The following is a 23,897-nucleotide window of genomic DNA, read 5'->3' as shown; positions in this document are numbered from 1 at the left end:
AGGGTTTGCGCATCGAACTTGACCGCCACCGCATCCGGGGTTTCCCGGGCGCGATCGGCGAACAGCTCGTGCACCAGACGCTCGGCCGAGAAGCCGGCGTCGGTCTGGTTCCACAGCTTCAGGATGTGCTGTTGCTCATCCTGGCTGAGCAGGTTCAACTGGCTGATGGGCTGCTGCTGGTCGTCAACCATCGCCTGCAACAGGTTTTGCCAGTGATGGGCCATGCGTTCAATGGTCGAGGCATCGAACAGGTCGGTCGCATAGCTCAGGGACGCACTCAACTGGTCACGGGATTCCTCGATATCCAGGGTAAGGTCGAAATGTGCAGCCGTTTCGTCCCAAGTCACCGGGCTCATGTCCAACTGCGCCAGGCGCTGTAAATGCTCGCCGGCCTGGCTGATGTGGTGGTTGAACGCCACCTGGAACAACGGGCTCAAGCTGAGGCTGCGCTCAGGTTGCAGGGCCTCCACCAGTTGCTCGAACGGCAGGTCCTGATGGGCCTGGGCTTCCAGGGCGCGCTGCTTGACCTGCTGCAGCAACTGGGCAACGGTGGTTTGCGCGTCGATCTCGGCCTTGAGCACCTGAGTATTGACGAAGAAGCCGATCAGCCGTTCGGTTTCAACACGGTTGCGATTGGCGATCGGCACGCCGACACGGATGTCACGCTGGCCGCTGTAGCGATGCAACAACGCGTGGTAGGAGGCCAGCAACAGCATGAACAGCGTCACACCTTCGCGCTGGGCCAACAACTTGAGGCTATCGAGCAGCGAGGTCGGCAACCCAATATACAAACGCGCCCCGCGATGGGACGGTACCGCAGGGCGCTGCTGATCAAAAGGCAACTCCAGCACCGGTTGCTCGCCGCCGAGCAGTTCGCGCCAGTAGTCAAGCTGGCGCGCCTTTTCACCGGCTTCCATCCAGTCACGCTGCCATTTTGCGTAGTCGGCGTACTGGATCGGCATCGCCGGCAATTGCAGGGCCTGGCCTTGGCTGTGGGCCGCATAAAGCTGCACCAGTTCGTCGACCATCACTTGCATCGACCAGCCGTCGGAGATGATGTGATGTTGCACCAGGACCAACACATGCTCGTCTTGCGCCAGGCACAAGAGGCTCACACGCATCAGCGGCCCCTGGCGCAGATCGAACGGTTGCGCCACCAGCGCCTGCACCGTGGATTTAAGCTGTGCCTGGTCGGTGAGCTGCGACACGAGTTCGACCCGCGCCTGCGGGCTGACCACTTGCACCGTGCGGTCGGCCTCTTGCTTAAAATGCGTGCGCAGGCTGTCGTGGCGCGCCACCAGGGTATCGAAGGCACGTTGCAGGGCGCTGCGGTCCAGCGGACCTTTCAAGCGCAGCGCACTCGGCACGTGATAGGCCGAGCTGTGCGGGTCCAGTTGCCAGAGGAACCACTGCCGTTCCTGGGCGTAGGACAGCAACAATGGCTGACCGCGATCCGCCGCCACCATCGCCGGCGCCGAAGCGCTGAGCGCGGCCAGATTGTTGCCCCCCGTCAGAGTGTTAACAAAGTCGCCCAGCACGGGTTGCTCAAACAGCGTGCGCAGTGCAACTTCGAGACCCAGGCCATGGCGCAAGCGGGACACCACTTGCGTGGCGAGCAACGAATGCCCGCCCATCTCGAAGAAGTGATCGTTGAGCCCGACCCGTTCGGCGCCCAGCACCTGGGCCCAGATAGCCGCGACGCGTTGCTCGGTCTCGGTGACCGGTGCCACCCAATCGATCTGGGCTTGGCTGATATCCGGCTTGGGCAGCGCGGCACGGTCCAGCTTGCCGTTGGGGCTCAGTGGCAGGCGCTCCAGCACCAGCAGATGCGCCGGAACCATGTAGTCCGGCAGCTCTTGGCGCAACGCGGCCTTGAGCTGCGTGCGCAATTGAGCCTGCTCGGTGTCGGACAACGACTGGTTGGCCACGATGTAGCCGACCAACTGGTTGTCCGCCGCGATCACCAGCGCCTCGCGCACACTGGCCTGGGCCAGCAGGCGCGCTTCGATTTCACCCAACTCGATACGGAAACCTCGCACCTTGACCTGATGGTCGACTCGCCCCACGTACTCGATCATCCCATCGGCGCGGTAGCGCGCCAGGTCACCGGTGCGGTACAAACGGCCGACGCCGTCAGCGCAGAAGGGATCGGGAATGAAGCGGTGGGCCGTCAGGTCCGCACGTTTGAAATAACCCCGCGCCAACAACGGCCCGCCGATCACCAGCTCGCCCGCGACACCTACCGGCACCGGGTTGAGGTTGGCATCCAGCAGGTAAATGGCCCGGCCATCCAGCACGCGGCCAATCGGCATCATCGACGGCAAGGCTTCACGGCCCTCGACATACGCGGCGCAGTCCAGGGCAGTGGCGGTCACCGTGGCTTCGGTAGGCCCGTAGGTGTTGAGCAGCCGCACCTGCTGCAAGCCCGCTGCGCGCCAGGCATTCAGCCCTTCAGGCGGCATGGCTTCGCCGCCAATGTGCAGTTGGCGCAGGCGCCCGTAATTACGTGGGCCCAGGTCTGCAAAGTCGCGCACCAGAGCCAGCCAATAGGCCGTGGTCAGGTCGACCACGGAAATATCGTGTTCAATCAGCTGCTGGTAGAAGGTGTCGCTGTCCCACAGTTCGCCACCGCGCACCACCACCGCCGCACCGCAGCACAACGCCGGGTAGAGCTGCTCGACAAAACCGTCGAAGTTGAAGGTGCCAAATTGCAGCACACGGTCATGGGCTTGCAGCGCAAACAGTTCGGTGAACACCTCCACATGCCGGGCCAGGGACGCCAGGTCGATGCCCACGCCTTTTGGCCTGCCGGTGGAGCCGGAGGTGAACATCACGTAGGCCAGGTTGGCCGGCTGCGCCCTCGACTCGGGGTTTTCAGCGCTGTAGTCGGCCAACCAGTCTGCGCCGGACTCCAGGCACACAAGCGTCAGGCTCGCGCTGATCGGCAGATGCTCCACCAGCGGCTGCTGGGTCAGCAGCAATTGCAGACCGCTGTCCTCGATCATGCATTGCAGGCGCTCGGCCGGGTATTTCGGGTCCAGCGGCACATAAGCGCCGCCGGCCTTGAGCACCGCCAGCAAGCCAACGATCATTTCCAGGGAACGGTCCACCGCCACACCCACCAGGGTGTCGGCGCTGACGCCCAACGCGATCAGACGATGGGCCAGGCGGTTGGCGCGCAGGTTGAGGTCGGCGTAGGTCATACGTTGCTGATCCAGGATCAGCGCGATGTTTTGCGGGTGCAACGCGGCCTGTTGTTCGAAGCGCTGCAATACGCTTGCCTTGGCCGGTTGAGCAACACTGCGCGGGTTCCAGTCTTGCAGCACGCGGGTGTATTCAGGGCCCAACAGCAACGGGATGGCGCCCACAGCTTGCTCGGGCGCCTGGATAAATTGCTGCAGCAAGCCCTGCAAGTAGGTGCCGATGTGCTGCACGGTGTCGGTCGCAAACTCCGCACGCAGGTATTCCAGGTGCAGGCTCAGGCGCTCGCCGCCGTGCACGGTCAGTGTCAACGGGTAGTTGGTGCGCTCCTGATGACTGACGCCACTGAAGCGCAAACCGCCCTCGCCCGACTGCTCCAGCGTCTTGGCCACCGGGAAGTTTTCGAACACCACCAGCGTGTCGAATAACGCCTCACCGGCCGAACCGGCCCAGCGCTGGATATCAAACAGCGGCGTGTGTTCATGCTCGCGCATTTCCAGGTTCAGTGCCTGTACACAGCGCACCCAATCGCTGACGCTTTGCGCCGGGCTGGCAGCGGCAATCAGCGGCAAGGTGTTGATGAACAGGCCGACTTGCTGCTCGACATTCGCCAGCTGCGCCGGGCGCCCGGACACCGTCACCCCACAGGCGACGCTGGACTGGCCGGTGTAGCGTTGCAGCAGCAACAGCCACGCCGATTGCACCAGGGTGTTGAGGGTCACTTGGTGCGCACGGGCGAAGGCCGAAAGGCGCTGAGTCTGGATGGCATCCCACTCACAAAGGACCTCACCGTATTCACCCGCACTCTGCGCCGGGCTTTTGGGCACACTGCGCGCCAGGTGCGTCGGCTCGTCCAACTGCGCCAGGCGCTGGCGCCAAAAGGCCTCGCCCAACGCCGGATCCTGCCGTTGCAACCAGGCGATATGCTGGGAAAAGCCCGCGCCCACCGGCGCCAACGCCTGGCCCTTGCAGGCTTGCAGCACTTCATTGAGCACCAGTGCATTGCTCCAGCCATCCATCAGGATGTGATGGCTGGTGTAGATCAAGTGCCAGCGGTCTTCAGCCGTACGGACCAACGCCACCCGCAGCAACGGTGGACGCGCCAACTCAAAGCCTTCGCGATGGTGCTCGGCGGCCAGGCTATCCAGGGCGGCGGGACGCTCCTGACGCCCACGCCAGTCGAATTCGGTGAACGGCAAGCTGACCTGGCGATACACCACTTGCAGGGCCTGGCCCTGATCGTCCTGCCAGACAAACCCGGTACGCAACATGTCATGCCGTGCCAGCACTTGCGCCCAGGCGCGCTGGAATACCGCCACGTCCAGGCCGTGCACATCGGCGCGCAGCTGGCTGACGTAAACGTCGTCCTCGCCCTGTTGGTAGAGGCTGTGAAACAACATGCCTTGCTGCATCGGCGACAGCGGGTACAGGTCCTGCACGTCCCTTGCCGGCAGTGCCAGTTCGTCAAGCTGGGTTTGGGTCAAGTGCGCCAGGGTCACGTCGGCCGGTGTCAGGCCGCCCTGTTTCGGATCGACGCAATGGGCAATCAGTGCCAGCAGTTCCTGCTGGAAATCATCCGCCAGCCGCTGGACAGTCGCGACCTCGAACATCTCGCGGCTGAACCCCCACTGCAGGGCCAATTCACCGCCGTACACCTGGCCCTCCACCGTCAGCCAGTTGGCCAGCGGCGCCTGCGGGTCCTGAGCCTGCCCACTGCCCTGGGCGGCAGGCACAAACAACGCCGACTCGTTGAACTGGCGGTCGAACTGCCCCAGGTAGTTGAACGTGATGCGTGGCGCGGTCAGGTTCGAGAGGGCTTCACGGGCGTCAGGCGTACCGAGGTAACGCAGCAGGCCGTAGCCAATGCCTTTGTGCGGCACGGCGCGCAGTTGCTCCTTGACCGACTTGATGGCGGCCGACAGCTCGCCATCGGCTTGCAGGCGCACCGGGAACAGGCTGGTGAACCAGCCGACGGTGCGGCTAAGGTCGAGCGTGTCGAACAGGTCTTCACGGCCATGCCCTTCCAGTTGGATCAGTGCGGCAGGCTGCTCGCTCCAGCGGCTGACGACGCGCGCCAGCGCGGTGAGCAGCAGGTCATTGACCTGGGTGCGGTAGGCCGCCGGGGCGTCTTGCAGCAGTTGACGGGTGTGTTCGGCGCTCAAGCGGATTTCGAGCTTGCTGCCCAGGCGATTCTGCAGGCCGCCCTGGGGGTTGTCGCAGGGCAGGTCGGCGCTCGCGGTCTGGGCCTGCCAGTACGGCAGTTGGTTGCCCAGCGTCAGCGCATGGGCCTGCAACTGCTGCGCCCAGTCTTGGTAGGCACTGGTCTTGGCCGGCAACGCCGTGCTGCGGTAAGCCTGTTGCAGGTCTTCGAGCAGAATGCGCCACGACACGCCATCGACCACCAGGTGATGCACCACCAGCAGCAGGCGCTGGGCGCCGTCTGCCATCCAAACCAGTACCGCGCGCAGCAGCGGACCCTGTTCAAGGTCGAGGCTGCGGTGTGCCTCGTCGCAAAGTGCGGCCAGCTCAGCCTCGTCAGCGACCTGCGCCTGCCACACTGAAGCGCTTGCCACCGGCTCGGCGTGGGCCTGTTGCCAACCGTCTGCCTGTTGCACAAAACGCAGGCGCAGGGCGTCATGGTGGTTGATCAAGCGGGTCAAGGCCGCGTCCAGGCGCGCGGGCTCCAGGGCTTCACGCGGGGCCAACAACAGCGACTGGTTCCAATGCTGGCGCGCCGGGATCATCTGCTCGAAAAAGCTGTGTTGCACGGGCGTGAGGATCACCTCGCCGCTGACCGGGCCTTGATCGATCACCGTCGCCTGTTCAAAGCTCGCCACCAGCGCCAGGCTGCGCACGCTCTGGTACTGGAACAGGTCACGCGGGCTGAGGCGAATCCCCGCCTGGCGGGCGCGGCTGACCACTTGGATAGAGATAATCGAATCGCCACCCAGCTCAAAGAAGTTGTCGTCCAGACCGACCTGCGGAGCGCCGAGCACATCGCTCCAGATCGCTGCCAGGGCCTTTTGCAGTTCGCTTTCGGGCGCGACAAAGGCTTGTTGCGGTGCAGCATCCGGCAACGGCAGCGCCTTGCGGTCGAGCTTGCCGTTGGCGGTGACCGGCAGTTTGGCCAGGGTGACGAAATGCGTGGGCACCATGTATTCCGGCAGGCTGCTGAGCAGCCAGGCCTTGAGGTCGGTCGGCTCTTCACCTTCGTTAACCAGATAGGCAACCAGCTGTTTGCCGCCCTGCACCAGTACCACGGCTTCGCGCACCTGCGGGTGTTGCATCAGCCGGGTTTCGATTTCGCCCAGCTCGATACGCAAACCGCGCAGCTTGACCTGATGGTCGAGGCGGCCGAGGTACTCGATCACGCCATTGGTACGCTGGCGCACGCGGTCGCCGGTGCGGTAGAGGCGCTCGCCGCCAATAAACGGGCTGGGCACAAAGCGCTCGGCGGTCAAGCCGGGACGGCGGTGATAACTGCGCGCAAGGCCGACACCGCCCAGGTACAACTCGCCAGAGACACCGGCGGGCACCGGGTTGAGCTGGGCGTCGAGCACATAGGTGGCCAGGTTGGCAATTGGGCGACCGATGGGCACGCTGTCGGCGCCTTCGTCCACGCATGTCCAGTGGGTAACGTCGATGGCGGCTTCGGTGGGGCCGTAGAGGTTGAACAAACCCGCCGCTGGCAGTTTGGCGAACACCTGCAACTGCGCATCCAATGGCAAGGCTTCGCCGCTGCACACAATGCGTTTTAGGTTCGTGCAGGCACCCACGCCCGGCTCATGGATAAACGCCTGGAGCATCGACGGCACGAAGTGCAAGGTGGTGATGGCGTGGAGGCCGATGGTCTCGATCAGCCGCGCCGGCTCGCGATGTTCGCCAGGGGCGGCGACCACCAGCCGAGCGCCGGTCATCAATGGCCAGAAAAACTCCCACACCGACACGTCGAAGCTGAACGGGGTTTTCTGCAAGACCGCATCGCTGGCGTCCAGGCCGTAAGCCTGCTGCATCCAGCACAAGCGGTTGACCAACGCCCGATGGCTGTTGCCGGCGCCCTTGGGTTTGCCGGTGGAACCGGAGGTGTAGATCACATAAGCCAGGTTGAGCGCCTGGATGGCCACGGCCGGTGATTCGCTGCTATAGCCATCCAGCCAAACCGGCGCCTGGTCGAGAACGATCACTTGCACGCCATGAATCGGCAGCAAAGCCTGCAGGCTTTGCTGGCTGAGCAACAGCTTGATGCCGCTGTCTTCGATCATGTAGGCGAGGCGTTCCTGGGGGTATTCCGGGTCCAACGGCACGTAGGCGCCGCCGGCCTTGAGGATCGCCAGCAAACCCACCACCATTTCCACCGAGCGCTCCACACAGATACCCACCAGCACGTCGGGGCCAACGCCCTGCTCGCGCAAGGCATGGGCCAACTGGTTGGCGCGGGCGTCTAGCTGGGCATAGCTCAAGGTGGTCGCACCAAACACCAGCGCCGGAGCATCCGGGGTGCGCCGCACGTGCTCCTCAATGAGCCGATGCACACCTTGCTCGGTCGGGTACGCCTGGGCCGTCTGGTTCCATGCCTGGACCAGCACCTGCTGCTCATCGGCGGCCAGCATCGGCAACTCACCGATGCGGTGTTCGTCGCCGGCCACCATCGCGTGCAACAGGCTGACCCAGTGCTGGGCCATGCGCGTTATAGAGGGCGCGTCAAACAGGTCGTTGGCGTAGGTCAACGCGGCATGCAAGGTGCCGGACTTTTCATAGGTGTCCAGGGTCAGGTCGAACTGGGTGGTACGGCCTTGCCATTCCACCAGCGCCAATTCCAGGCCGGAAGCGGTGCTCACCGAGGCAATGTCCGCCACCACCGGCTGGTGGTTGTACATCACCTGAAACAGCGGTGTATGGCTCACGCTGCGCTCGACCTTGAGGGCTTCCACCAGGCGTTCGAACGGCAGTTCCTGATGGGCCTGGGCGCCCAACGCATGCTCCTTGATGCCTTGCAGCAACTCGGCGACACGGGTTTGCCCGGTCAACTCGGTGCGTAGCACCTGGGTGTTGACGAAGAAACCAATCAACCCTTCGACTTCGCCGCGATTGCGATTGGCGATCGGCACACCGACGCGGATATCGCCCTGCCCCGTGTAGCGATGCAACAACACGTTGAAAGCGCCCAGCAGCAACATGAACAGGGTGACGTTGTGCTTTTGCGCACAACTGCGCAGTTGCGTGGCGAGGCCTGAATCGATGGCGAAATTATGCCGGGTGCCCTGGTAGCTGGGCATGGCCGGACGCGGGCGATCGGTGGGCAACTCCAACACCGGATGCTCATCACCCAGACGTGCCTGCCAGTATTCAAGCTGGCGTGCCTGCTCCCCCGCTTCCAGCCAACGCCGCTGCCACAGGGCGTAGTCGCTGTACTGGATCGGCAGCGCCGGCAATTGCGGCGTTTCGTGGCGTTCGTGGGCGTCGTAGCAGCGGATGAACTCGTCGATCAGCACATTCATCGACCAGCCATCGGAAACGATGTGGTGCAGGGTCAGCAGCAGCACATGCTCCTGCACGTCCAGCTTGAGCAATTGCACGCGCAGCAGCGGGCCGCTTTCCAGATCGAATGGCAGCAATGATTGCCGGGTCGCCGCTTGGTTGACGGCCTGCTCGCGTGCGTCAAAGGCCAACGCACTGAAGTCCAGATGCTCGACGACAACCGAAGGCTCGATGGCAACTTGCAGCAAGCGATCGTCGGCCTGGCGCTGGAAGACCGTGCGCAGTGTTTCATGACGTGCCACCAGGCTTGCGAATGCCTGCTCCAGTGCGCGCAGGCTGAGGGCGCCTTTTAACCTAACGGCGCCGGGCAAGTTGTAGGCGCCACTGGCCGGGTCCAGTTGCCACAGAAACCACATGCGTTGCTGTGCGTAGGACAGCGCCTGGCGATCCTCCACGTCCACGCCTGCCGGAATCGGAAACCGGGAAAAATCCACGCCTTCTTTCTGCAGGGCTTGCAGGAAAACCTGGCGTTTTTCCAGGGGCAACCCGATAAACCGGCGAGCAAGTTTCAAGGAGTCTTCAGCATTCATTTCTTGGAGTCCGGAACAATAGGCAGGAAGCACAAAGGCACGTCGTCCCTATAAAACGAACCGGACAAGGAAAAATTAGCGGGGCGTAAGCGGCGTGAAGCGCGGTGTCATCAAGGGTTACATCAATCTCAGCCAAGCCTCGCCAACTCGGGCTAGCATTGACGAACACCACTTTTTGCAACTACATTTAGTTACACGCAGGGAACGCCGTGTCCAAAAATGAAAAGCTGCTCGCCAAACTGCTCAATGAGCACATGGCTTTTACCTGGCCTGAGCTGGTAACGCTGCTGCACCAGTTTGGCTACAGACAGATTGAAGGGGCTGGAAGCCGCGTAAAATTCGATATCGGCAACCCCAGTGCAATGATCACCTTGCACAGGCCTCACCCCGGCAACGAACTGAAACACTACATTCGGCGCCAGATCATCGAACAATTGAAATCAGGAGAACTGATTCAGTGAACAACCAACTGAAACACCAGGGCTACATCGGCTCTATCGAAGCCAGCCTCGAAGACAACTGCCTGTTCGGCAAGGTGCTGTTCATCAAGGCACTGGTGAGCTACGAAGGCAAAACCGTCGCCGAGCTGGACGCGGCGTTCCGCGAGGCGGTGGATGACTACCTCGTGACCTGCCAGGCACTGGGGCAAACCCCGGAGAAACCTTGCAAGGGTTCATTCAACGTACGCGTCGGCCACGACCTGCATTTGGCGGCGGCCCTGGCGGCGACGCGCAAGAAAGTCACGCTCAATGACCTGACGCGGCAGGCGTTGAATGAGTTTTTGCAGCATCACTGCGCAGAACCTGTACCAACGCTCGGCTGAGCGCCCAAGCGCCGATACCCAAACACCGCCGAGCCCAACACCACCGCGCCCGCCACCAATGCCACCCAGAACCCGCTGGCAGCACCGAAGTGGTCGATCATCCAACCGGAGCTGGCCGCGCCAATGGCCACACCGATACTCAGGCCGGTGATCAGCCAGGTCATGCCTTCGGTCAGGCGGCTGGGCGGCACCACCTGCTCCACCAGGGCCATGGATACGATCAGGGTTGGGGCAAAGAACAGCCCGGAGATAAAGATCGCCGCCGCCAGACCAGGGATATTGGTCACCAGCAGTAGCGGTAATGTGGTCAGCGCCGTGGCCACGCCGCAGAACAGAAATTGCCGAGGCAACGGCGCCTTGAGCTTGAGCATGCCAAAGGCCAAACCCGCCAGGCACGACCCGATGGCATACACCGACAGCACGATACTGGCCGCCGCCGGTTGGCCCTGGTGTTGGGCGAAGGCCACGCTGACCACATCCACCACACCCACGATCACGCCCATGGCAAGCAGCAGGATCATCAGGATCAATACCGACGGTGAAGCGATCAACCAGCGGCCGTGGTGGTCTTGCTGCGCATGCACCGGCGGCTCTGTCGCACGCTGCAGCACAAAGGTGGTGACGCCAACCGCCAACAGCACCGCCGCCACCAAAGGCCCCGCTTCCGGGAACAGCACCACGCTCAGGCCTACCGAGATCGGCGGGCCGATAATGAAACACACCTCATCAAGCACCGACTCCAAAGCGAATGCGGTTTGCAGCCTGGGCTGGCCACGGTACAGCTCAGTCCAGCGCGCCCGCACCATGGCCGACATGTTCGGCATGCAACCGGCCAGTGCGGCGCACACAAACAGTGTCCAGGCTGGCGCCTGCAAACGAGTGCACAGCAACAACAGCACCAACGCTCCGCCGCCGATCAGCGCCGCAATCGGCAGCACCCGGCCTTGGCCATAGCGGTCCACCAGGCGGGACACCTGCGGCGCGCAGAATGCCGTCGCCAGGGCAAACACCGCCGCCACCGAGCCTGCCAGGCCATAACCGCCATGCACTTGCGAGAGCATGGTGATCAGGCCGATACCGGTCATCGAAATCGGCATGCGCGCAAGCATGCCCGCCAGTACGAACGCCCGGCTGCCTGGGGCCTGGAATAACTCTGCGTAGGGATTTGCCATCCTGCTTAACCTCTTCCTCAACCCTTGAAACTTGCGATTTGCAGGTATCAAGGCAAAATACATACGGTGCGTATGTGACAAATCATGCGTAACATACGCAGCGTATGTCAATCACTCACTGAGCTAATGCGAGCCTTACCCATGAGCCGAGCCCGTACCGAAATGATCGATGCCACCCGCGCCCGGCTGATCGCCAGCGCTCGCCAAGCCTTCGCCACACAGGGCTACGCCAACACCTCGATGGATGATTTTACCGCCCGCGCCGGCCTCACCCGCGGTGCGTTGTACCACCACTTCGGCGACAAGAAAGGTTTACTGGCGGCGGTGGTCGCCGAGCTCGACGCGGAGATGGACGCCCACCTGCAAGGCATCAGCGACCAGGCGCAGGAGCCCTGGAGCGGCTTTTGTGAACGCTGCCGCGCCTATTTGCGCATGGCCCAGGATGGCGAGATCCAACGCATCGTATTGCAGGATGCGCCTGCCGTACTCGGTGATACGGACTCTGAGCAACAGTGCGTGGAATCCCTGCGCCAGCTGCTGGAGGCGATGATGCAGGCCGGTGTCATCCAGCAAGCCCCCAGCGTCGCGCTGGCCCAGTTGATCAATGGCAGCCTGGTCAACGCGGCCCTGTGGATCGCCCGTGACGAGCAACCAAACCTGCGCCTGCAAGAAGGTTTGCAGGCGCTGGAACTGTTACTGCAAGGCTTGAAGCAACCCGTCATACCAGCCGTTTGATCTGCTTGTGGCGCCACACCAACCGGTAATAGGCGGTCTGCAGCACCAGCATCGCCAGGTAGGTCACCGGAAACGCCATCCACACGCCTTCCAGGCCGAAGTGCGCGTTGAACAGGTACGCCATCGGCAGCTCAACGCACAGCACACAGAAGATCGAAATCGCCACCGGCATCAACACCACGCCGCTGGCGCGCATGATCCCGCCGATCACCGCCTGGAACCCGAACACCAGGATGCTCCACAGCATGATATGCAGCAGGTGCTCGGCATTGAGCCGTGCCGCGTCGTCGGTGATAAACAAGCCCAGCAACCAGTGGGACAACAGGTAACCCAACAGGATCAAGCCACCGGTCAGGCACAGGTTGATCACAAGCCCGGTGCGCAGGATCGGCCCGATACGCTCCAGGCGCCCGGCCCCGATCGCCTGGGCACCGAGGATCGAGGCCGTGATCGCAATCGACAGCGCCGGGAACTGCACGTAATTGACGATCTGCGTCACCGCGCCATAGGCCGCCGTAGCTTGTGAGCCATGCCCGTTGACCAGCGCCAGAATCACCAACTCCGACAGCGACAACACCACCATCTGCAAACCGGTTGGCAAGCCGATACGCAGGACCTTGCCGAGGATCGCCCGGTCCAGGCGCAAGGCCGCGAGCAGTTCACGGTCCGGCGCCATCACATGGTTTTTATGGCGCAGGCGCAAAATCAGAAACAGCATGGCCGCCGCGTTGCCCACCAAGCCCGCATACACCGCACTCTGAATGCCCATGGGCGGCAAGCCGATCCAGCCACGAATCAGCGCCGGGGTCAGCAGCAGGCCGACCAGCGTCGAGACCATCAACGCCAGCAACGGCGAAACCGTATCGCTGACGCCTCGCAATAGTTGGGTGTAGAGGATGAACACCAACAGCAGCGGCATGATCAGCATCATCATTTGGGCATAACCCACCGCGTCGTCGAGTACATCGATTGGGGTACCCAACGCCTGCAACGCCGGGCGCGCGAACAGGCTGCCCAGCACTGCCGCGATCAAGCCCACCAGCGCGCCAAGCGTCAGGGTCGCGCCGGTAATCACCTTGACCATCGCGGTTTCCTGCGCGCCCCAGGCTTGCCCGATCAACACCGAAGCGCCCGCCCCCAGGCCGATCACCAACGCAATAAAGAAAAACACGATGGGGAACATCCCCGACACCGCCGCCAGCGCCTGGGTGCCGAGCATCTGCCCGACATAGATGCCGTTAAGGGTGCCGGAAAAGCTTTGCAGGAAGTTGGACAGCACCATGGGTGCCAGAAACATCAGGTAGATCTGCCACAACGGCCGCTTTGGGGTGACGTCCATACTGGTTTGAATCTCTGGATTATTGTTATGCGGTGAAGGCATTGCGTGACAGCCAGGCCAGGTACGTCTGTACGTCCACCGGCCAATGCGCGATTTTTAGGGAAAAGTCGGCAGCGTCCTGGGCAAACAGCGCCCGTGACGCGTCTTCAAACCCTGGCAGGTCGCCGCCGAGGGCGCTCATGAAACGATAGCTGGCTTCTTTGGCCTGGCGCATTTGATCACGGGCAGCATGAACATTGCGCGCTTCATCCACCAACCGACGTAATGCCGCCGACGCGCCGCCACGTTGTTGGGCCAGCCATTCCCAGTGGCGCGGCAGCAGGGTGACTTCCCGCGCAACCACGCCCAGCTTGGGGCGCCCGACCGCAGGCGCTGCGGGTGGATCTTCATCGAGCTTGATCGGCACCGGTTGATCCGGCGCGTAGCCGGCAGGCCAAGGGTAGTCGACCTGGGTGCCGGTGACATCGTCGAAGACCAGGAAGCTGCCGGTGGGCAGGTCAAGGCTCGCCAGCGCTTCGGCCACCTGGGAATAGGAGCCGGCTGCCACGCGCTGGTGACGGACAAAGGCAGTGCAAACTGCTGTATTTTGAATACGCATCGGTTATTACCCGGATGTTATTTATTTTACCCGGATCATATTAATTGTATTTTGATAATCCGCAAGCCGATGCGGCAAAAACCGTCGGCGCGGCCACGCACCTGTCGCGTTAGCTGCAACCTGACCTGTGGGAGCTGGCTTGCATCGTGGCTGAGACCGGCTAACCACCAAAAGTCTGCGACGGCCGACGCAACGTCGGATCAAACGGATTGATCCGAGGCCCGATCGCTGCCGCTTCGCGCTTGAGCAACTCCACCACCATCGGCAACCGGCTTGGCCCCAAGCGGTCACTGATGGTCGCCACACTCAACGCCGCCACCGCATGCCCATCCCGATTCAGAATCGGCACCGCCAACCCGGCCATGCCTTCGAGCACACCGGTATTGCGCGCCGCATAACCCAGGCGCCGCACATTCTCGACCTCGGAACGCAGCAGCACTTCGTCATACAGGTGAAAATCCTTGAGGCGTGGCAGGTTGTAGCGGATTACCGTCTCACGCTCTTCCTCCGGCAAAAACGCCAGGATGGCCAGACTGCCCTGCCCCACGCCGAGCGCCACACGCCCGCCAATATCGCCAGTGAAGGTGCGAATCGGATACGGCCCTTCGCTGCGGTCCAGGCAGATCGCATCAAAGCCGCTGCGCGCCAGCAGAAACAGCGAATCGCCCAATGACGCACTCAGGCGCAACATGCTCGGGCGCACCAGGTCGCGCAGGTTGCCGGTCTTGCCGGCGTTGGCCGCCAGGGCGAAGAACTCCAGGCTCAGGCGGTAGCGCTTGCTGCGCCCATCCTGCTCAACCATGCCTTCGTCCATCAGGCTGCGCAGCAGGCGGTGCGTAGTGGGCTGCGACAGGCCGACCTGCTGCGCGAGCTGGGTCACGCGCTCGCCGCCTTCGGGTACTTCGCCCAAGGTGCGCAGCAACGCGAACAATCGAGACACGCTCCCCGCACCGACTTCCTTAGCGCCTTCATTCCGCTCAGTGGAATCCATAACACGTAATCTCGATATAAATTCTGGTGAGTGAATAAAACTGAAAATAATAGTCCGTTCAGTGAAATTCCATCTTCCGCCCATCCTAGTCTTCGTCCTAATCTGCGTCCACAGGGGCGAAATGAACAACAACCGGCAGCCGACTTGAGATCGAGCGCCAACGCACCCGCAACACTCTTTTCGCATCTGCCCAAAACAAAAAAGCGCGTTTCGACGCGACTCAAAAAAGGTGGAACGCAGACATGGCTTTTCTCCAACTCAACGCCTTGAGCAAACGCTACGGCGCCGTCGACGCAGTGGTCGCCACCGACCTTGCGGTGGAAAAGGGCGAGTTCGTTTCCCTGCTCGGCCCTTCGGGCTGCGGCAAGACCACCACCCTGCAAATGATCGCAGGCTTTGTCGACGTGAGCGGCGGGCAGATCCTGCTCGACGGCCGCGACATCACCCACGCCAAACCCGCCAGCCGTGGCTTGGGCGTGGTGTTCCAGAGTTACGCGCTGTTCCCGCACATGAGCGTGCGCGACAACGTGGCCTTCGGCCTGAAGATGCGCAAAGTGCCGGCCGCCGAGATCGCCAGCAAAGTCAAAACCGTGTTGGAACTGGTGCGCCTGGCCTCACACGCCGAACGCTATCCGCGTGAATTGTCCGGCGGCCAGCGCCAGCGTGTGGCCCTGGCGCGTGCGCTGGTGATCGAGCCGCCGGTGCTGCTGCTGGATGAGCCGCTGTCCAACCTCGATGCCAACCTGCGCGAAGAAATGCAGTTTGAAATCCGCCGTATTCAGTGCGCCGTGGGCATCACCACCTTGATGGTCACCCACGATCAGGCCGAAGCCCTGTCGATCAGCGACCGCGTCGTGGTGATGCAGGCCGGGCGCGTGACCCAGATCGACGCGCCCTACAAGCTCTACGAACACCCACGTACGCGGTTTATCTCGGACTTTGTCGGCAAGGCCAACTTGCTGGCCGGTGACTACGACGAATTCGGCACCCCCCAAGTGCGTCATACCGGCGGCGACGGCCCACTGGTACTGAGCCTGCGCCCGGAAAAAATCCAGCTGGTGGATGCAGGTGCAGGCCGCCTGCAAGGCAAGGTCCTCGACCGTTATTTCTTCGGCAGCCAATGGCTCTACCGCGTCCAAACGGCTCTGGGCGAAATCACCGTGGTACGCAGCAACGACGGCAGCGCACCGCTCGGTTGCGGCGCGGCGGTGGGCCTGGACTGGCACGCCGAGTTACTGCGCGTGCTGACGGCGGATGAGGTGCACCCATGAGCCGTGGTTATCTGTTGTCGCTGCCGGCGCTGCTGCTGTTTAGCGGCCTGCTGATCCTGCCGCTGTTCATGACCCTGGTGCTGTCGTTCAACGTGTTCGACTACCAGGTGGGCGTGAAGGCCGATGAGTGGACCTTTGCCCATTACCTGTCGCTGTTCAGCGATGCGTACTTCTACGAAATCTTCTGGCGCACCTTCTGGATCAGCGCGCTGGTGACTCTGCTGTGTGTAGTGATCGGCGTACCGGAAGCCTACATCCTCAGCCGCATGGGCACCCCGTGGCGCTCGATCTTTTTGATTTTGATCCTCACGCCGCTGCTGATTTCGGTGGTGGTGCGCGCCTTCGGCTGGAGCTTGTTGCTGGGTGCCGACGGGCTGGTCAACCAGGTGATTCAGTTCCTCGGCGGGCGCCCGGTGAAACTGTTGTACACGCCGTTCGCGGTGGTGATCGCACTGGTGCACGTGATGCTGCCGTTCATGATCATCCCGGTGTGGACCTCGCTGCAAAAGCTCGACCCGTCGGCGGAACAGGCGGCGCTGTCACTGGGCGCCAGCCAGGCCACGGTGATGCGCAAGATCGTGTTGCCGCAAGTGATGCCCGGCGTGCTGTCCGGCACCTTGATCGTGTTCGGCCTGGCCGCCAGTTCGTTTGCGATACCCGGCCTGCTCGGCGGGCGCCGCCTGAAAATGGTCGCCACCGTGGTCTACGACCAGTACCTCTCGGAACTCAACTGGCCCATGGGCGCGACCATTGCGGTGGTGCTGCTGTTGGTCAATTTGCTGATCATGCTGAGCTGGAACCGCATGGTCGAAGGCCGCTACAAAAAGTCCCTGGGGGTTTAAGCGCATGTCCAGAAACGGTCCTTTGGCCCTCGGTTTCCATGGTTTGGTGGTGCTGTTCATGATGGCGCCGCTGGTGGTGGTGTGCCTGGTGGCCTTCACGCCGGAAAACACGCTGAGCCTGCCCACCTCGGGCTTCTCGCTGCGCTGGTTTCGTGCAGTGTTCGAGCGTGCCGACTTTATCCAGGCGTTCTACAACAGCCTGATCCTGGCGTTTACCGCCGCCACCCTGGCGACCCTGATTGCAGTGCCCGCCGCCCTGGCGATCAGCCGCTATCAGTTCCCGGGGCGCAACTTTTTCAGCGCGTTGTTCCTGTCGCCCATCATCATTCCGCACCTGGTGCTGGGCGTCGCGATGCTGCGTCTGTTTGCGCTGATGGGCGTCAATGGCAGCTTCACCTGGCTGATGCTGGCGCACGTGGTGATCATCACACCGTATGTGCTGCGCCTGGTGTTGGCGGCGGCCATTGGTATTGATCGCAGTGCCGAGCAAGCCGCCGAATCCCTCGGTGCCGGGCGCTTCACGCTGTTCCGTCAAATCACCTTACCGATGATTTTGCCGGGTGTGGCCGGCGGCTGGTTGCTGGCGTTCATCAACAGTTTCGATGAAGTGACACTGTCTATTTTTGTCAGCTCGCCAGCCACGCAAACCCTGCCGGTGCGCATGTATGTGTACGCCACCGAGTCCATCGACCCGATGATGGCGGCGGTGTCGGCGCTGGTCATTGCACTCACCGCAGCCACCATGATCCTGCTCGACCGGGTGTATGGCCTGGACCGCGTACTGGTGGGGAAACATTGATGGCCTTGTTCAAACGTTTGGCCGAAACCCGCCGCCCTGCCCTGGCCTTTACCCTTGATGGTCAACCGGCCAGCGGCTTGCTGGGCGACACGTTGCTCACCGCCATATTGACCTGCGCCGAACACCTGCGCGGCAGCGATTTCAGCGCCGAACGCCGTGCCGGTTTCTGCCTGATGGGCGCGTGCCAGGACTGCTGGGTGCGGCTGGAAGATGGCCGCCGTGTGCGGGCTTGCTCAACGCTGTTGGAAGAGGGCCAGGCGATCAGCCGCGATCCGGGGCGTCAGGCATGAAACCGATCGTGATTGTCGGCGCAGGCCCGGCGGGCATCAGCGCGGCGCGCACCTTGCTCGACCATGGCATCAAGCCTTGCCTGGTGGATGAAAGCCTGCGCGGCGGCGGGCAGATCTATCGGCGTCAACCGGCCAATTTTCAGCGCTCGCCCAGGCAGCTGTATGGCTTTGAGGCGGGCAAGGCGACGGCCGTGCACCGCACACTGGATGAGTTGGCGCCGCTGATCGACTACCGGCCCGAAACCCTGGTGTGGAATGCCGAGGACGGTCGCCTGGACATGTTGAATAACGGCCACGCCGAAAGCGTGGAGTACGCCCGGATTATCGTCGCCACCGGCGCCACCGACCGCATTCTGCCGGTGCCGGGCTGGACCTTGCCCGGCGTCTACAGCCTTGGCGCTGCACAAATCGCGTTGAAATATCAGGGCTGTGCCATCGGTGAGCGCGTGGCGTTGTGTGGCAGTGGGCCGTTGCTGTATCTGGTCGCCTACCAATATGCCAAGGCCGGGGCCAAGGTGGTGGCGGTGCTCGACAGCGCGCCATTGAGTGCCCAGTGCCGTGCTTTGCCGGCGCTGCTGGGGCAACCGGCGACCCTGGCCAAAGGCATTTATTACCGTGCCTGGCTCACCGCCCATGGGGTTCCCGTGCACCAGGGTGCGACGCTCCAGCAGATCGACGGCGAGCAACGGGTGCGTGGCATTCGCTGGGGCAAGCGGGTGCTGGAATGCGATGCCGTGGCGTTCGCCCATGCGCTGCGCAGCGAGACCCAACTGGCGGATTTGCTCGGCTGTGAGTTTGCCTGGAACCCTTTGAACCGCGCATGGCTGCCACAACGCGACAGTGCCGGGCGCAGCAGCGTCAGCGGCGTGTACCTGGCGGGCGACGGGGCCGGGATCATGGGCGCCGATGCCGCGCAAATGGCCGGTGAACGGGCGGCGTTAGCGGTCCTGGAAGATTCAGGCGTCGCCATCGATCCGCTTCGCCCAGCGCTGCTTGAGCAACAACTGGCGGGTATCCAGCGCTTTCGCCATGGCCTGGAAACCGCGTTCCCTTTCCCTGAGCAATGGGCCGCACAGGCGCCGGATGCGTTAATCCTGTGCCGCTGCGAAGAAGTCAGCGTCGGCGATGTACGCGCCGTCGTCGATGAGGGCCACTGGGAAATCAACCGGGTCAAAGCCCATTGCCGGGTCGGCATGGGCCGCTGCCAGGGCCGCATGTGTGGGCTGGCGGCAGCAGAGGTTGTGGCCGAGCGCAGCGGTCGCGCCATACACGAGGTTGGCCGTTTGCGTGGCCAGGCGCCGATCAAGCCGCTGCCGTTTGGTGTAGAGGTGCAGCCATGATCGACGTGATCGTGTTGGGCGGCGGTATCGTCGGCGCGTCGGCGGCCTTGATGCTCGCGCACCAAGGCCAGCGTGTGGCCCTGGTGGAGCGGGACTTTTGTGGCTCGCACTCCAGCGGCGTGAATTACGGCGGCGTGCGCCGCCAAGGCCGCCCCTTGCACCAACTGCCACTCTCACAACGGGCTCATGAACTGTGGGCCGACTTGCCGGGGTTGATCGGCATCGACGGCGAGTACGTGCGCTCCGGGCATTTGAAACTGGCGCGCAGCCATGGGGATTTCGCCGCGCTGCAAGCCTATGCCGAACAGACCCGTGGGTTTGGCCTGGGCTTGCAATTGCTGGACTACACCGAGCTGCGCGCACGCTTCCCGTGGGTGGGCGACATCGCGGTGGGCGCCTCGCTGTGCCCCGAAGACGGGCATGCCAACCCGCGTTTGGTGTCGCCTGCTTTCGCCCGTGCGGCGCAGCGTCTTGGCGCGGCGGTGCACGAGCAGGCCGAAGTGACTCAGATCGAACATGACGGCCAGTGCTTCCGGGTGCGCTGCGCCAATGGCCTGCACCTGCAAGCGCCGTGGTTGCTGAACTGCGCGGGGGCCTGGGCCGGGACGCTCGCCGCGCAATTTGGCGAGCCGGTGCCGATCACTTCGGCGCACCCGGCGATGCTGGTCACCGAGCCGCTGCCGGTGGTGATGAACGTGAGCACCGGCGTTGAAGGCGGCGGGATTTATGCGCGCCAAGTCGCCCGTGGCAATTGCATCCTCGGCGGCGGCCGTGGTTTTGCCCTTGGCCCGCTGACGGCGCGCCCTGGGCAAGCGGCGGTATTGGAGATTCTGCGCAATGCCGGTGAGCTGTACCCGTTTCTCAAGGGTGCCCAGGCGATTCGTACCTGGAGCGGCACCGAAGGTTACTTACCCGATCATGAACCGGTGATCGGCCCCAGCAGCACCCAACCTGGCCTGCTCCACGGTTTCGGCTTTGCCGGCGCCGGGTTCCAGCTCGGCCCCGCCGTCGGTGAAGCCCTGGCAGAGATCGTCTGCACAGGCGCCAGCCGCCAACCCATCGAAGCGTTTTCCATTCGTCGTTTCCAAGCCTGAGAGGAAAAACCCCCATGAACCTACGTATCGCGCTGTCCTGCTTGCCCCTCGCCTTGCTCACCGCCACCGCCCATGCCGCCCCGACGCTGTACCTGGGCATGAACGGCGGCACTATGGAACGGGTGTACGCCGACAAGGTGCTGCCCGCGTTCGAGAAGGCCAATAACGTCAAGGTGGTGATCGTGCCCGGCACCTCGTCGGACATCCTCGCCAAGGTCCAGGCCAACAAAGACAACCCGCAGATGCACGTGATGTTCCTCGACGACGGCATTATGTACCGCGCCATTTCCATGGGCCTGTGCGACAAGCTCACCCCCAACCCGACCCTGGACCAGATCCCGGCCAAGGCTAAAATCAAGGAAGAAGCGGTCGCCGTGACCCTGGGCGTCACGGGCCTGGGCTACAACGCCAAGATGTTCAAGGAAAAAGGCTGGGCAGCGCCCACCTCGTGGATGGACCTCGCCGATCCTCGATTCAAAGACAAGGTGGTGTTCCAGTCCCTGGCCTCCTCCACCTTCGGCCTGCACGGCTTCTTGATGTTCAACCGCATCCAGGGCGGCTCCGAGACCAACGTGGAGCCGGGCTTCAAGGCCTGGCCAAAAACCATCGGCCCCAACGTGCTGGAATACATCGCCAGTTCCGCGAAAATTTCCGAGATGGTGCAGACCGACGAAGCCGCGATCTTCCCCCTCACACCCACCCAGGTCACCACCCAGCAATTGCTCGGCATCCCGATGGAATACGCCCAGCCCAAGGAAGGCGCAGTGGTGCTCAACGTGGCCGAGTGTGTCATTGCGCGGAATGACCAGCCGGAGCTGGCGCAGAAACTCGCGGCCTTCTTGCTGACGGCAGAGGCCCAGGCGCCGGCGCTGGAAGAAGGTGACCAGATCCCGTCAAACCCGACCACGCCGACCACCGACAAAACCCGCGCACGGGTGGAGGCCATGCAAGGCTATTTGCAGACAGCGATTTCGATTGATTGGGACCAGGTCAACCAGGCGCGGCCGGAGTGGAATGCGCGGTGGAGCCGCTCGATCGAGCGGTAGCGGGCAGGCGTGGCGTGCTCCCGCGCGACTGCGCGGGAGCTACGGGCAGCGAATGTTTGCCAGTTTCAGTCGCATGTCGTGATAGCGGTAAGTGTTTAGCAGAAGTATTCCCAGCAGTGGAAACGCAACCCCCAACAGGTAAGCCAGCGCGTGCGGCCGGTATTGAATGGTCGGGGTCACCACTATCAAGCAAAGGACAAAATAGCCCGTCTGCCATCCAGTGGAAGCAACGCGCCCGCGTGCCAGCATCCAATGGCCAAGGCCGGACAAAATCATCAAGCCCAACCAGAGCGCAACGCCACATCCGGTTTGCATCGCCGGGCCAAGGCGGCGCAAATAGGTGGTGCTCGCCAGGAAACCAGCGGCGCCGCCTGAAAGCAGGCTTACAACGACCATAAGCAGAAATTCAGGCAGGCACCGGGCAAGACGGTTTGCAGTTGACTCCCTCACGCTACAGCGCTCCCCGGCCAGTCAAGGCCGCTCGTGCAAAAGCGTGAGGGTAATCAGTAACCCCCAATGAGTGATGTAGGACGCTTCTCGTTTTTTTGCGCGCAACGTTACCGGTCTAGCCGCACATCATCGGCTCCCACAGGCAAGCAGATATGGGGTGATAGCTATGCGCCTTAACGCGACGCCATCGCGGCGAGTTCTTCGCGGCTACGGCTGATCGCTGCACCGGCATTACGCAAGTCCGTTACCGCCGCCGCACCGCCCGCCTCGCTGATGCCTCGGCACGCCGGCAGGTGCAGCACCACTTCCAGGCCGGCCCTGAGCAATTGCATGGCCGTGGTCTTGACGCAAAAGTCCAGGGCCAGGCCCCCCACGATCACGCGGCGCACGCCCTGGGCCTTGAGGTACTCGATAACCCCGGTGGACAGCTTGTCGTGCAGGTCGTGGTAACAGGCGCCATAAGGATGCAGGTCGGGCTCGACGCCCTTCCAGATGAAGTAGTCGTAGTCATACGGCGTGGGCAATTCGTCGAGCAACGTGAAGCCTTCAGTGCCCGGCACACAATGACTGAGCCAGGTGAGGTCGGCATGCTCAAGACCGGTGGGTTTCAACATGTCGCCGGGCTGCGTGACCACCCACGGGGCGTGCGGGGTATGGGCGTCTTTGCTGCCGACACGATAACCGGCAAGACCGGCCATGAAGTTGAGTTCGGCACCGATCTGATCGCCGCCGGCCACCGGCAGTTCATTGGGGCACAACGGCGTGAAACTCTTTTGGGGGTCGACGTCGAATGAGGCAATGGCGGTTTTCAAAAGGGTCATGGCGGCACTCCTGTGAGGTGCAGGTAAAAGTAGACATGAGGTACGGCTACCTCCACAAACACTTTGTTTACTTTTTTGAACACGGCGTTGCCAACTGACCTCACATTCAAGCCTTATGGAGATCCAATGTGGGAGCGGGCTTGCTCGCGAATGCGGTGTGTCAGTTGCTGAATGCATTGACTGACACGCCGCTTTCGCGAGCAAGCCCGCTCCCACATTTTGCTCAGTGCCTGGCTCAATTCATCCAGTTGCCGCCGTCGACGTTGTAGGTCTGGGCCACCACGTAATCGGCATCCTTAGAGGCCAGGAAGATCGCCATGCCGGTCAGATCCTCAGCCGTGCCCATGCGCCCGAACGGCACCTCGGCGCCAACCCGCTGCTTCTTCTCGCCAGGCACCAGCCCTTCATGCCTGGCAAACAGCGCATCCACGCCATCCCAATGCTCGCCGTCGACCACGCCCGGCGCGATTGCGTTAACGTTGATGCCCTGCTTGATCAGGTTCAAACCCGCCGACTGCGTGAGGCTGATCACCGCCGCCTTGGTCGCGCAATACACCGCCACCAATGGCTCGCCCCGCCGCCCGGCCTGGCTGGCCATGTTGATGATCTTGCCACCGTGGCCCTGGCTGATCATCTGGCGGGCCGCGGCCTGCAAGGTAAACAACGTGCCGGCGACGTTGATCGAGAACAGCCGCTCAAAGCTGTCGCGGGTGATGTCGACGATGGGTGCCAAGTCGAACAGTGCAGCGTTGTTGATCAGGATATCGAGCTTGCCGGCATGGGCCACCACGGCCGTAATCGCGGCGTCGATAGAGGCTTGATCCGTGACATCCATCGCAACTGCGTAAGCCTGTGGCCCCAGTTCGGCGGCGGTGGCCTGGGCGCGTTGCAGGTTGATATCGGCAATGGCGACCGTTGCGCCTTCAGCGATATAGGCCTGGGCAAAGGCGCGGCCGATACCGCGCGCCGATCCGGTGATCAGCGCGCTTTTACCTTCGAGTCGGTTCATAAAGAAGT

Annotated in this window: 18 protein-coding genes; 10 read left to right on the top strand and 8 right to left on the bottom strand. The window is 62.8% G+C overall.

Going from position 1 to position 23,897, the window contains the following annotated elements:
- Positions 1–9,269 (bottom strand): non-ribosomal peptide synthetase (locus BLV67_RS16480; RefSeq protein WP_244160723.1); only part of this gene is annotated, 9,269 nt, incomplete at its 3' end.
- A 209-nt stretch (positions 9,270–9,478) separates the two neighbouring features.
- Between BLV67_RS16480 and BLV67_RS16475 the strand changes: the two genes are divergently transcribed.
- Positions 9,479–9,730 (top strand): type II toxin-antitoxin system HicA family toxin, encoded by a 252-nt coding sequence (locus BLV67_RS16475; protein ID WP_069787199.1) that lies wholly within the window; start codon positions 9,479–9,481, stop codon positions 9,728–9,730.
- Complete coding sequence (locus BLV67_RS16470; RefSeq protein ID WP_069787200.1) at positions 9,727–10,092, top strand: type II toxin-antitoxin system HicB family antitoxin; 366 nt, start codon at positions 9,727–9,729, stop codon at positions 10,090–10,092. The genes BLV67_RS16475 and BLV67_RS16470 overlap by 4 nt, the downstream gene beginning before the upstream one ends.
- On the opposite strand, the gene BLV67_RS16465 is transcribed toward BLV67_RS16470, so the two are convergent.
- Positions 10,059–11,264 (bottom strand): MFS transporter, encoded by a 1,206-nt coding sequence (locus BLV67_RS16465; protein WP_069787201.1) that lies wholly within the window; start codon positions 11,262–11,264, stop codon positions 10,059–10,061. The two genes, BLV67_RS16470 and BLV67_RS16465, sit on opposite strands and share 34 nt — an antisense overlap.
- A gap of 141 nt (positions 11,265–11,405) precedes the next feature.
- On the opposite strand from BLV67_RS16465, the gene BLV67_RS16460 reads away from it, so the two are divergent.
- On the top strand, positions 11,406–11,999 hold the full coding sequence (locus BLV67_RS16460; RefSeq protein ID WP_069787202.1) for a TetR/AcrR family transcriptional regulator: 594 nt from the start codon (positions 11,406–11,408) through the stop codon (positions 11,997–11,999).
- On the opposite strand, the gene BLV67_RS16455 is transcribed toward BLV67_RS16460, so the two are convergent.
- From BLV67_RS16455 to BLV67_RS16445, 3 genes are all read right to left on the bottom strand, one after another.
- Positions 11,983–13,338 carry an MATE family efflux transporter gene (locus BLV67_RS16455; RefSeq protein WP_017139597.1) on the bottom strand — a complete coding sequence of 452 codons (1,356 nt, stop codon included), beginning with the start codon at positions 13,336–13,338 and terminating at the stop codon, positions 11,983–11,985. The two genes, BLV67_RS16460 and BLV67_RS16455, sit on opposite strands and share 17 nt — an antisense overlap.
- Positions 13,339–13,363: 25 nt before the next feature.
- Positions 13,364–13,936 carry a DUF2239 family protein gene (locus tag BLV67_RS16450; RefSeq protein WP_069787203.1) on the bottom strand — a complete coding sequence of 191 codons (573 nt, stop codon included), beginning with the start codon at positions 13,934–13,936 and terminating at the stop codon, positions 13,364–13,366.
- Between the two features lie 160 nt (positions 13,937–14,096).
- Positions 14,097–14,927, bottom strand: a complete 831-nt coding sequence (locus BLV67_RS16445; RefSeq protein WP_065932092.1) for an IclR family transcriptional regulator — start codon at positions 14,925–14,927, stop codon at positions 14,097–14,099.
- A 242-nt stretch (positions 14,928–15,169) separates the two neighbouring features.
- Here BLV67_RS16445 and BLV67_RS16440 point away from each other — a divergent pair, with 242 nt between their 5' ends.
- The 7 genes from BLV67_RS16440 to BLV67_RS16410 are packed head-to-tail and all read left to right on the top strand — an operon-like array spanning position 15,170 to position 21,609.
- Positions 15,170–16,198 carry an ABC transporter ATP-binding protein gene (locus tag BLV67_RS16440; RefSeq protein ID WP_069787204.1) on the top strand — a complete coding sequence of 343 codons (1,029 nt, stop codon included), beginning with the start codon at positions 15,170–15,172 and terminating at the stop codon, positions 16,196–16,198.
- Positions 16,195–17,040 (top strand): ABC transporter permease, encoded by an 846-nt coding sequence (locus tag BLV67_RS16435; RefSeq protein ID WP_069787205.1) that lies wholly within the window; start codon positions 16,195–16,197, stop codon positions 17,038–17,040. Before BLV67_RS16440 ends, BLV67_RS16435 begins: the two co-directional genes overlap by 4 nt.
- Positions 17,041–17,044: 4 nt before the next feature.
- The gene (locus BLV67_RS16430) at positions 17,045–17,839 is read left to right on the top strand and encodes an ABC transporter permease (RefSeq protein WP_065932095.1); all 795 of its coding nucleotides are present in this window, start codon (positions 17,045–17,047) and stop codon (positions 17,837–17,839) included.
- On the top strand, positions 17,839–18,129 hold the full coding sequence (locus tag BLV67_RS16425) for a (2Fe-2S)-binding protein (RefSeq protein ID WP_065932096.1): 291 nt from the start codon (positions 17,839–17,841) through the stop codon (positions 18,127–18,129). Before BLV67_RS16430 ends, BLV67_RS16425 begins: the two co-directional genes overlap by 1 nt.
- The gene (locus tag BLV67_RS16420; RefSeq protein ID WP_065932097.1) at positions 18,126–19,469 is read left to right on the top strand and encodes an FAD/NAD(P)-dependent oxidoreductase; all 1,344 of its coding nucleotides are present in this window, start codon (positions 18,126–18,128) and stop codon (positions 19,467–19,469) included. Before BLV67_RS16425 ends, BLV67_RS16420 begins: the two co-directional genes overlap by 4 nt.
- The gene (locus BLV67_RS16415; protein WP_069787206.1) at positions 19,466–20,563 is read left to right on the top strand and encodes an NAD(P)/FAD-dependent oxidoreductase; all 1,098 of its coding nucleotides are present in this window, start codon (positions 19,466–19,468) and stop codon (positions 20,561–20,563) included. Before BLV67_RS16420 ends, BLV67_RS16415 begins: the two co-directional genes overlap by 4 nt.
- A gap of 14 nt (positions 20,564–20,577) precedes the next feature.
- Positions 20,578–21,609 (top strand): ABC transporter substrate-binding protein, encoded by a 1,032-nt coding sequence (locus BLV67_RS16410; protein WP_069787207.1) that lies wholly within the window; start codon positions 20,578–20,580, stop codon positions 21,607–21,609.
- Between the two features lie 39 nt (positions 21,610–21,648).
- Here BLV67_RS16410 and BLV67_RS16405 read toward each other — a convergent pair whose 3' ends face one another.
- From BLV67_RS16405 to BLV67_RS16395, 3 genes are all read right to left on the bottom strand, one after another.
- Positions 21,649–22,005: a hypothetical protein gene (locus BLV67_RS16405; protein WP_069787208.1), complete on the bottom strand. Its 357-nt coding sequence runs from the start codon at positions 22,003–22,005 to the stop codon at positions 21,649–21,651.
- A gap of 227 nt (positions 22,006–22,232) precedes the next feature.
- A complete protein-coding gene (locus BLV67_RS16400) occupies positions 22,233–22,880 on the bottom strand; it encodes a nicotinamidase (protein ID WP_065932100.1) in 648 nt (215 codons plus the stop codon).
- Positions 22,881–23,115: 235 nt separating this feature from the next.
- Positions 23,116–23,889 carry an L-iditol 2-dehydrogenase gene (locus BLV67_RS16395; protein WP_069787209.1) on the bottom strand — a complete coding sequence of 258 codons (774 nt, stop codon included), beginning with the start codon at positions 23,887–23,889 and terminating at the stop codon, positions 23,116–23,118.
- Between the last annotated feature and the right edge of the window lie 8 nt (positions 23,890–23,897).

The sequence above is a fragment of the Pseudomonas salomonii genome (assembly GCF_900107155.1).
GTDB lineage: Bacteria > Pseudomonadota > Gammaproteobacteria > Pseudomonadales > Pseudomonadaceae > Aquipseudomonas > Aquipseudomonas salomonii.
The sequence above is the reverse complement of the archived record's forward strand: the minus strand, read 5'-3'. Positions and strand labels throughout refer to the sequence as shown.

What these genes read in the sequence shown, in the direction of transcription:
- BLV67_RS16395 (WP_069787209.1), bottom strand. Translation starts at nt 23,889, where the DNA reads ATGAACCGACTCGAAGGTAAAAGCGCGCTGATCACCGGATCGGCGCGC.
- BLV67_RS16410 (WP_069787207.1), top strand. Translation starts at nt 20,578, where the DNA reads ATGAACCTACGTATCGCGCTGTCCTGCTTGCCCCTCGCCTTGCTCACC.
- BLV67_RS16455 (WP_017139597.1), bottom strand. Translation starts at nt 13,338, where the DNA reads ATGGACGTCACCCCAAAGCGGCCGTTGTGGCAGATCTACCTGATGTTT.
- BLV67_RS16450 (WP_069787203.1), bottom strand. Translation starts at nt 13,936, where the DNA reads ATGCGTATTCAAAATACAGCAGTTTGCACTGCCTTTGTCCGTCACCAG.
- BLV67_RS16440 (WP_069787204.1), top strand. Translation starts at nt 15,170, where the DNA reads ATGGCTTTTCTCCAACTCAACGCCTTGAGCAAACGCTACGGCGCCGTC.
- BLV67_RS16400 (WP_065932100.1), bottom strand. Translation starts at nt 22,880, where the DNA reads ATGACCCTTTTGAAAACCGCCATTGCCTCATTCGACGTCGACCCCCAA.
- BLV67_RS16435 (WP_069787205.1), top strand. Translation starts at nt 16,195, where the DNA reads ATGAGCCGTGGTTATCTGTTGTCGCTGCCGGCGCTGCTGCTGTTTAGC.
- BLV67_RS16430 (WP_065932095.1), top strand. Translation starts at nt 17,045, where the DNA reads ATGTCCAGAAACGGTCCTTTGGCCCTCGGTTTCCATGGTTTGGTGGTG.
- BLV67_RS16420 (WP_065932097.1), top strand. Translation starts at nt 18,126, where the DNA reads ATGAAACCGATCGTGATTGTCGGCGCAGGCCCGGCGGGCATCAGCGCG.
- BLV67_RS16415 (WP_069787206.1), top strand. Translation starts at nt 19,466, where the DNA reads ATGATCGACGTGATCGTGTTGGGCGGCGGTATCGTCGGCGCGTCGGCG.
- BLV67_RS16425 (WP_065932096.1), top strand. Translation starts at nt 17,839, where the DNA reads ATGGCCTTGTTCAAACGTTTGGCCGAAACCCGCCGCCCTGCCCTGGCC.
- BLV67_RS16445 (WP_065932092.1), bottom strand. Translation starts at nt 14,927, where the DNA reads ATGGATTCCACTGAGCGGAATGAAGGCGCTAAGGAAGTCGGTGCGGGG.
- BLV67_RS16460 (WP_069787202.1), top strand. Translation starts at nt 11,406, where the DNA reads ATGAGCCGAGCCCGTACCGAAATGATCGATGCCACCCGCGCCCGGCTG.
- BLV67_RS16405 (WP_069787208.1), bottom strand. Translation starts at nt 22,005, where the DNA reads ATGGTCGTTGTAAGCCTGCTTTCAGGCGGCGCCGCTGGTTTCCTGGCG.
- BLV67_RS16465 (WP_069787201.1), bottom strand. Translation starts at nt 11,264, where the DNA reads ATGGCAAATCCCTACGCAGAGTTATTCCAGGCCCCAGGCAGCCGGGCG.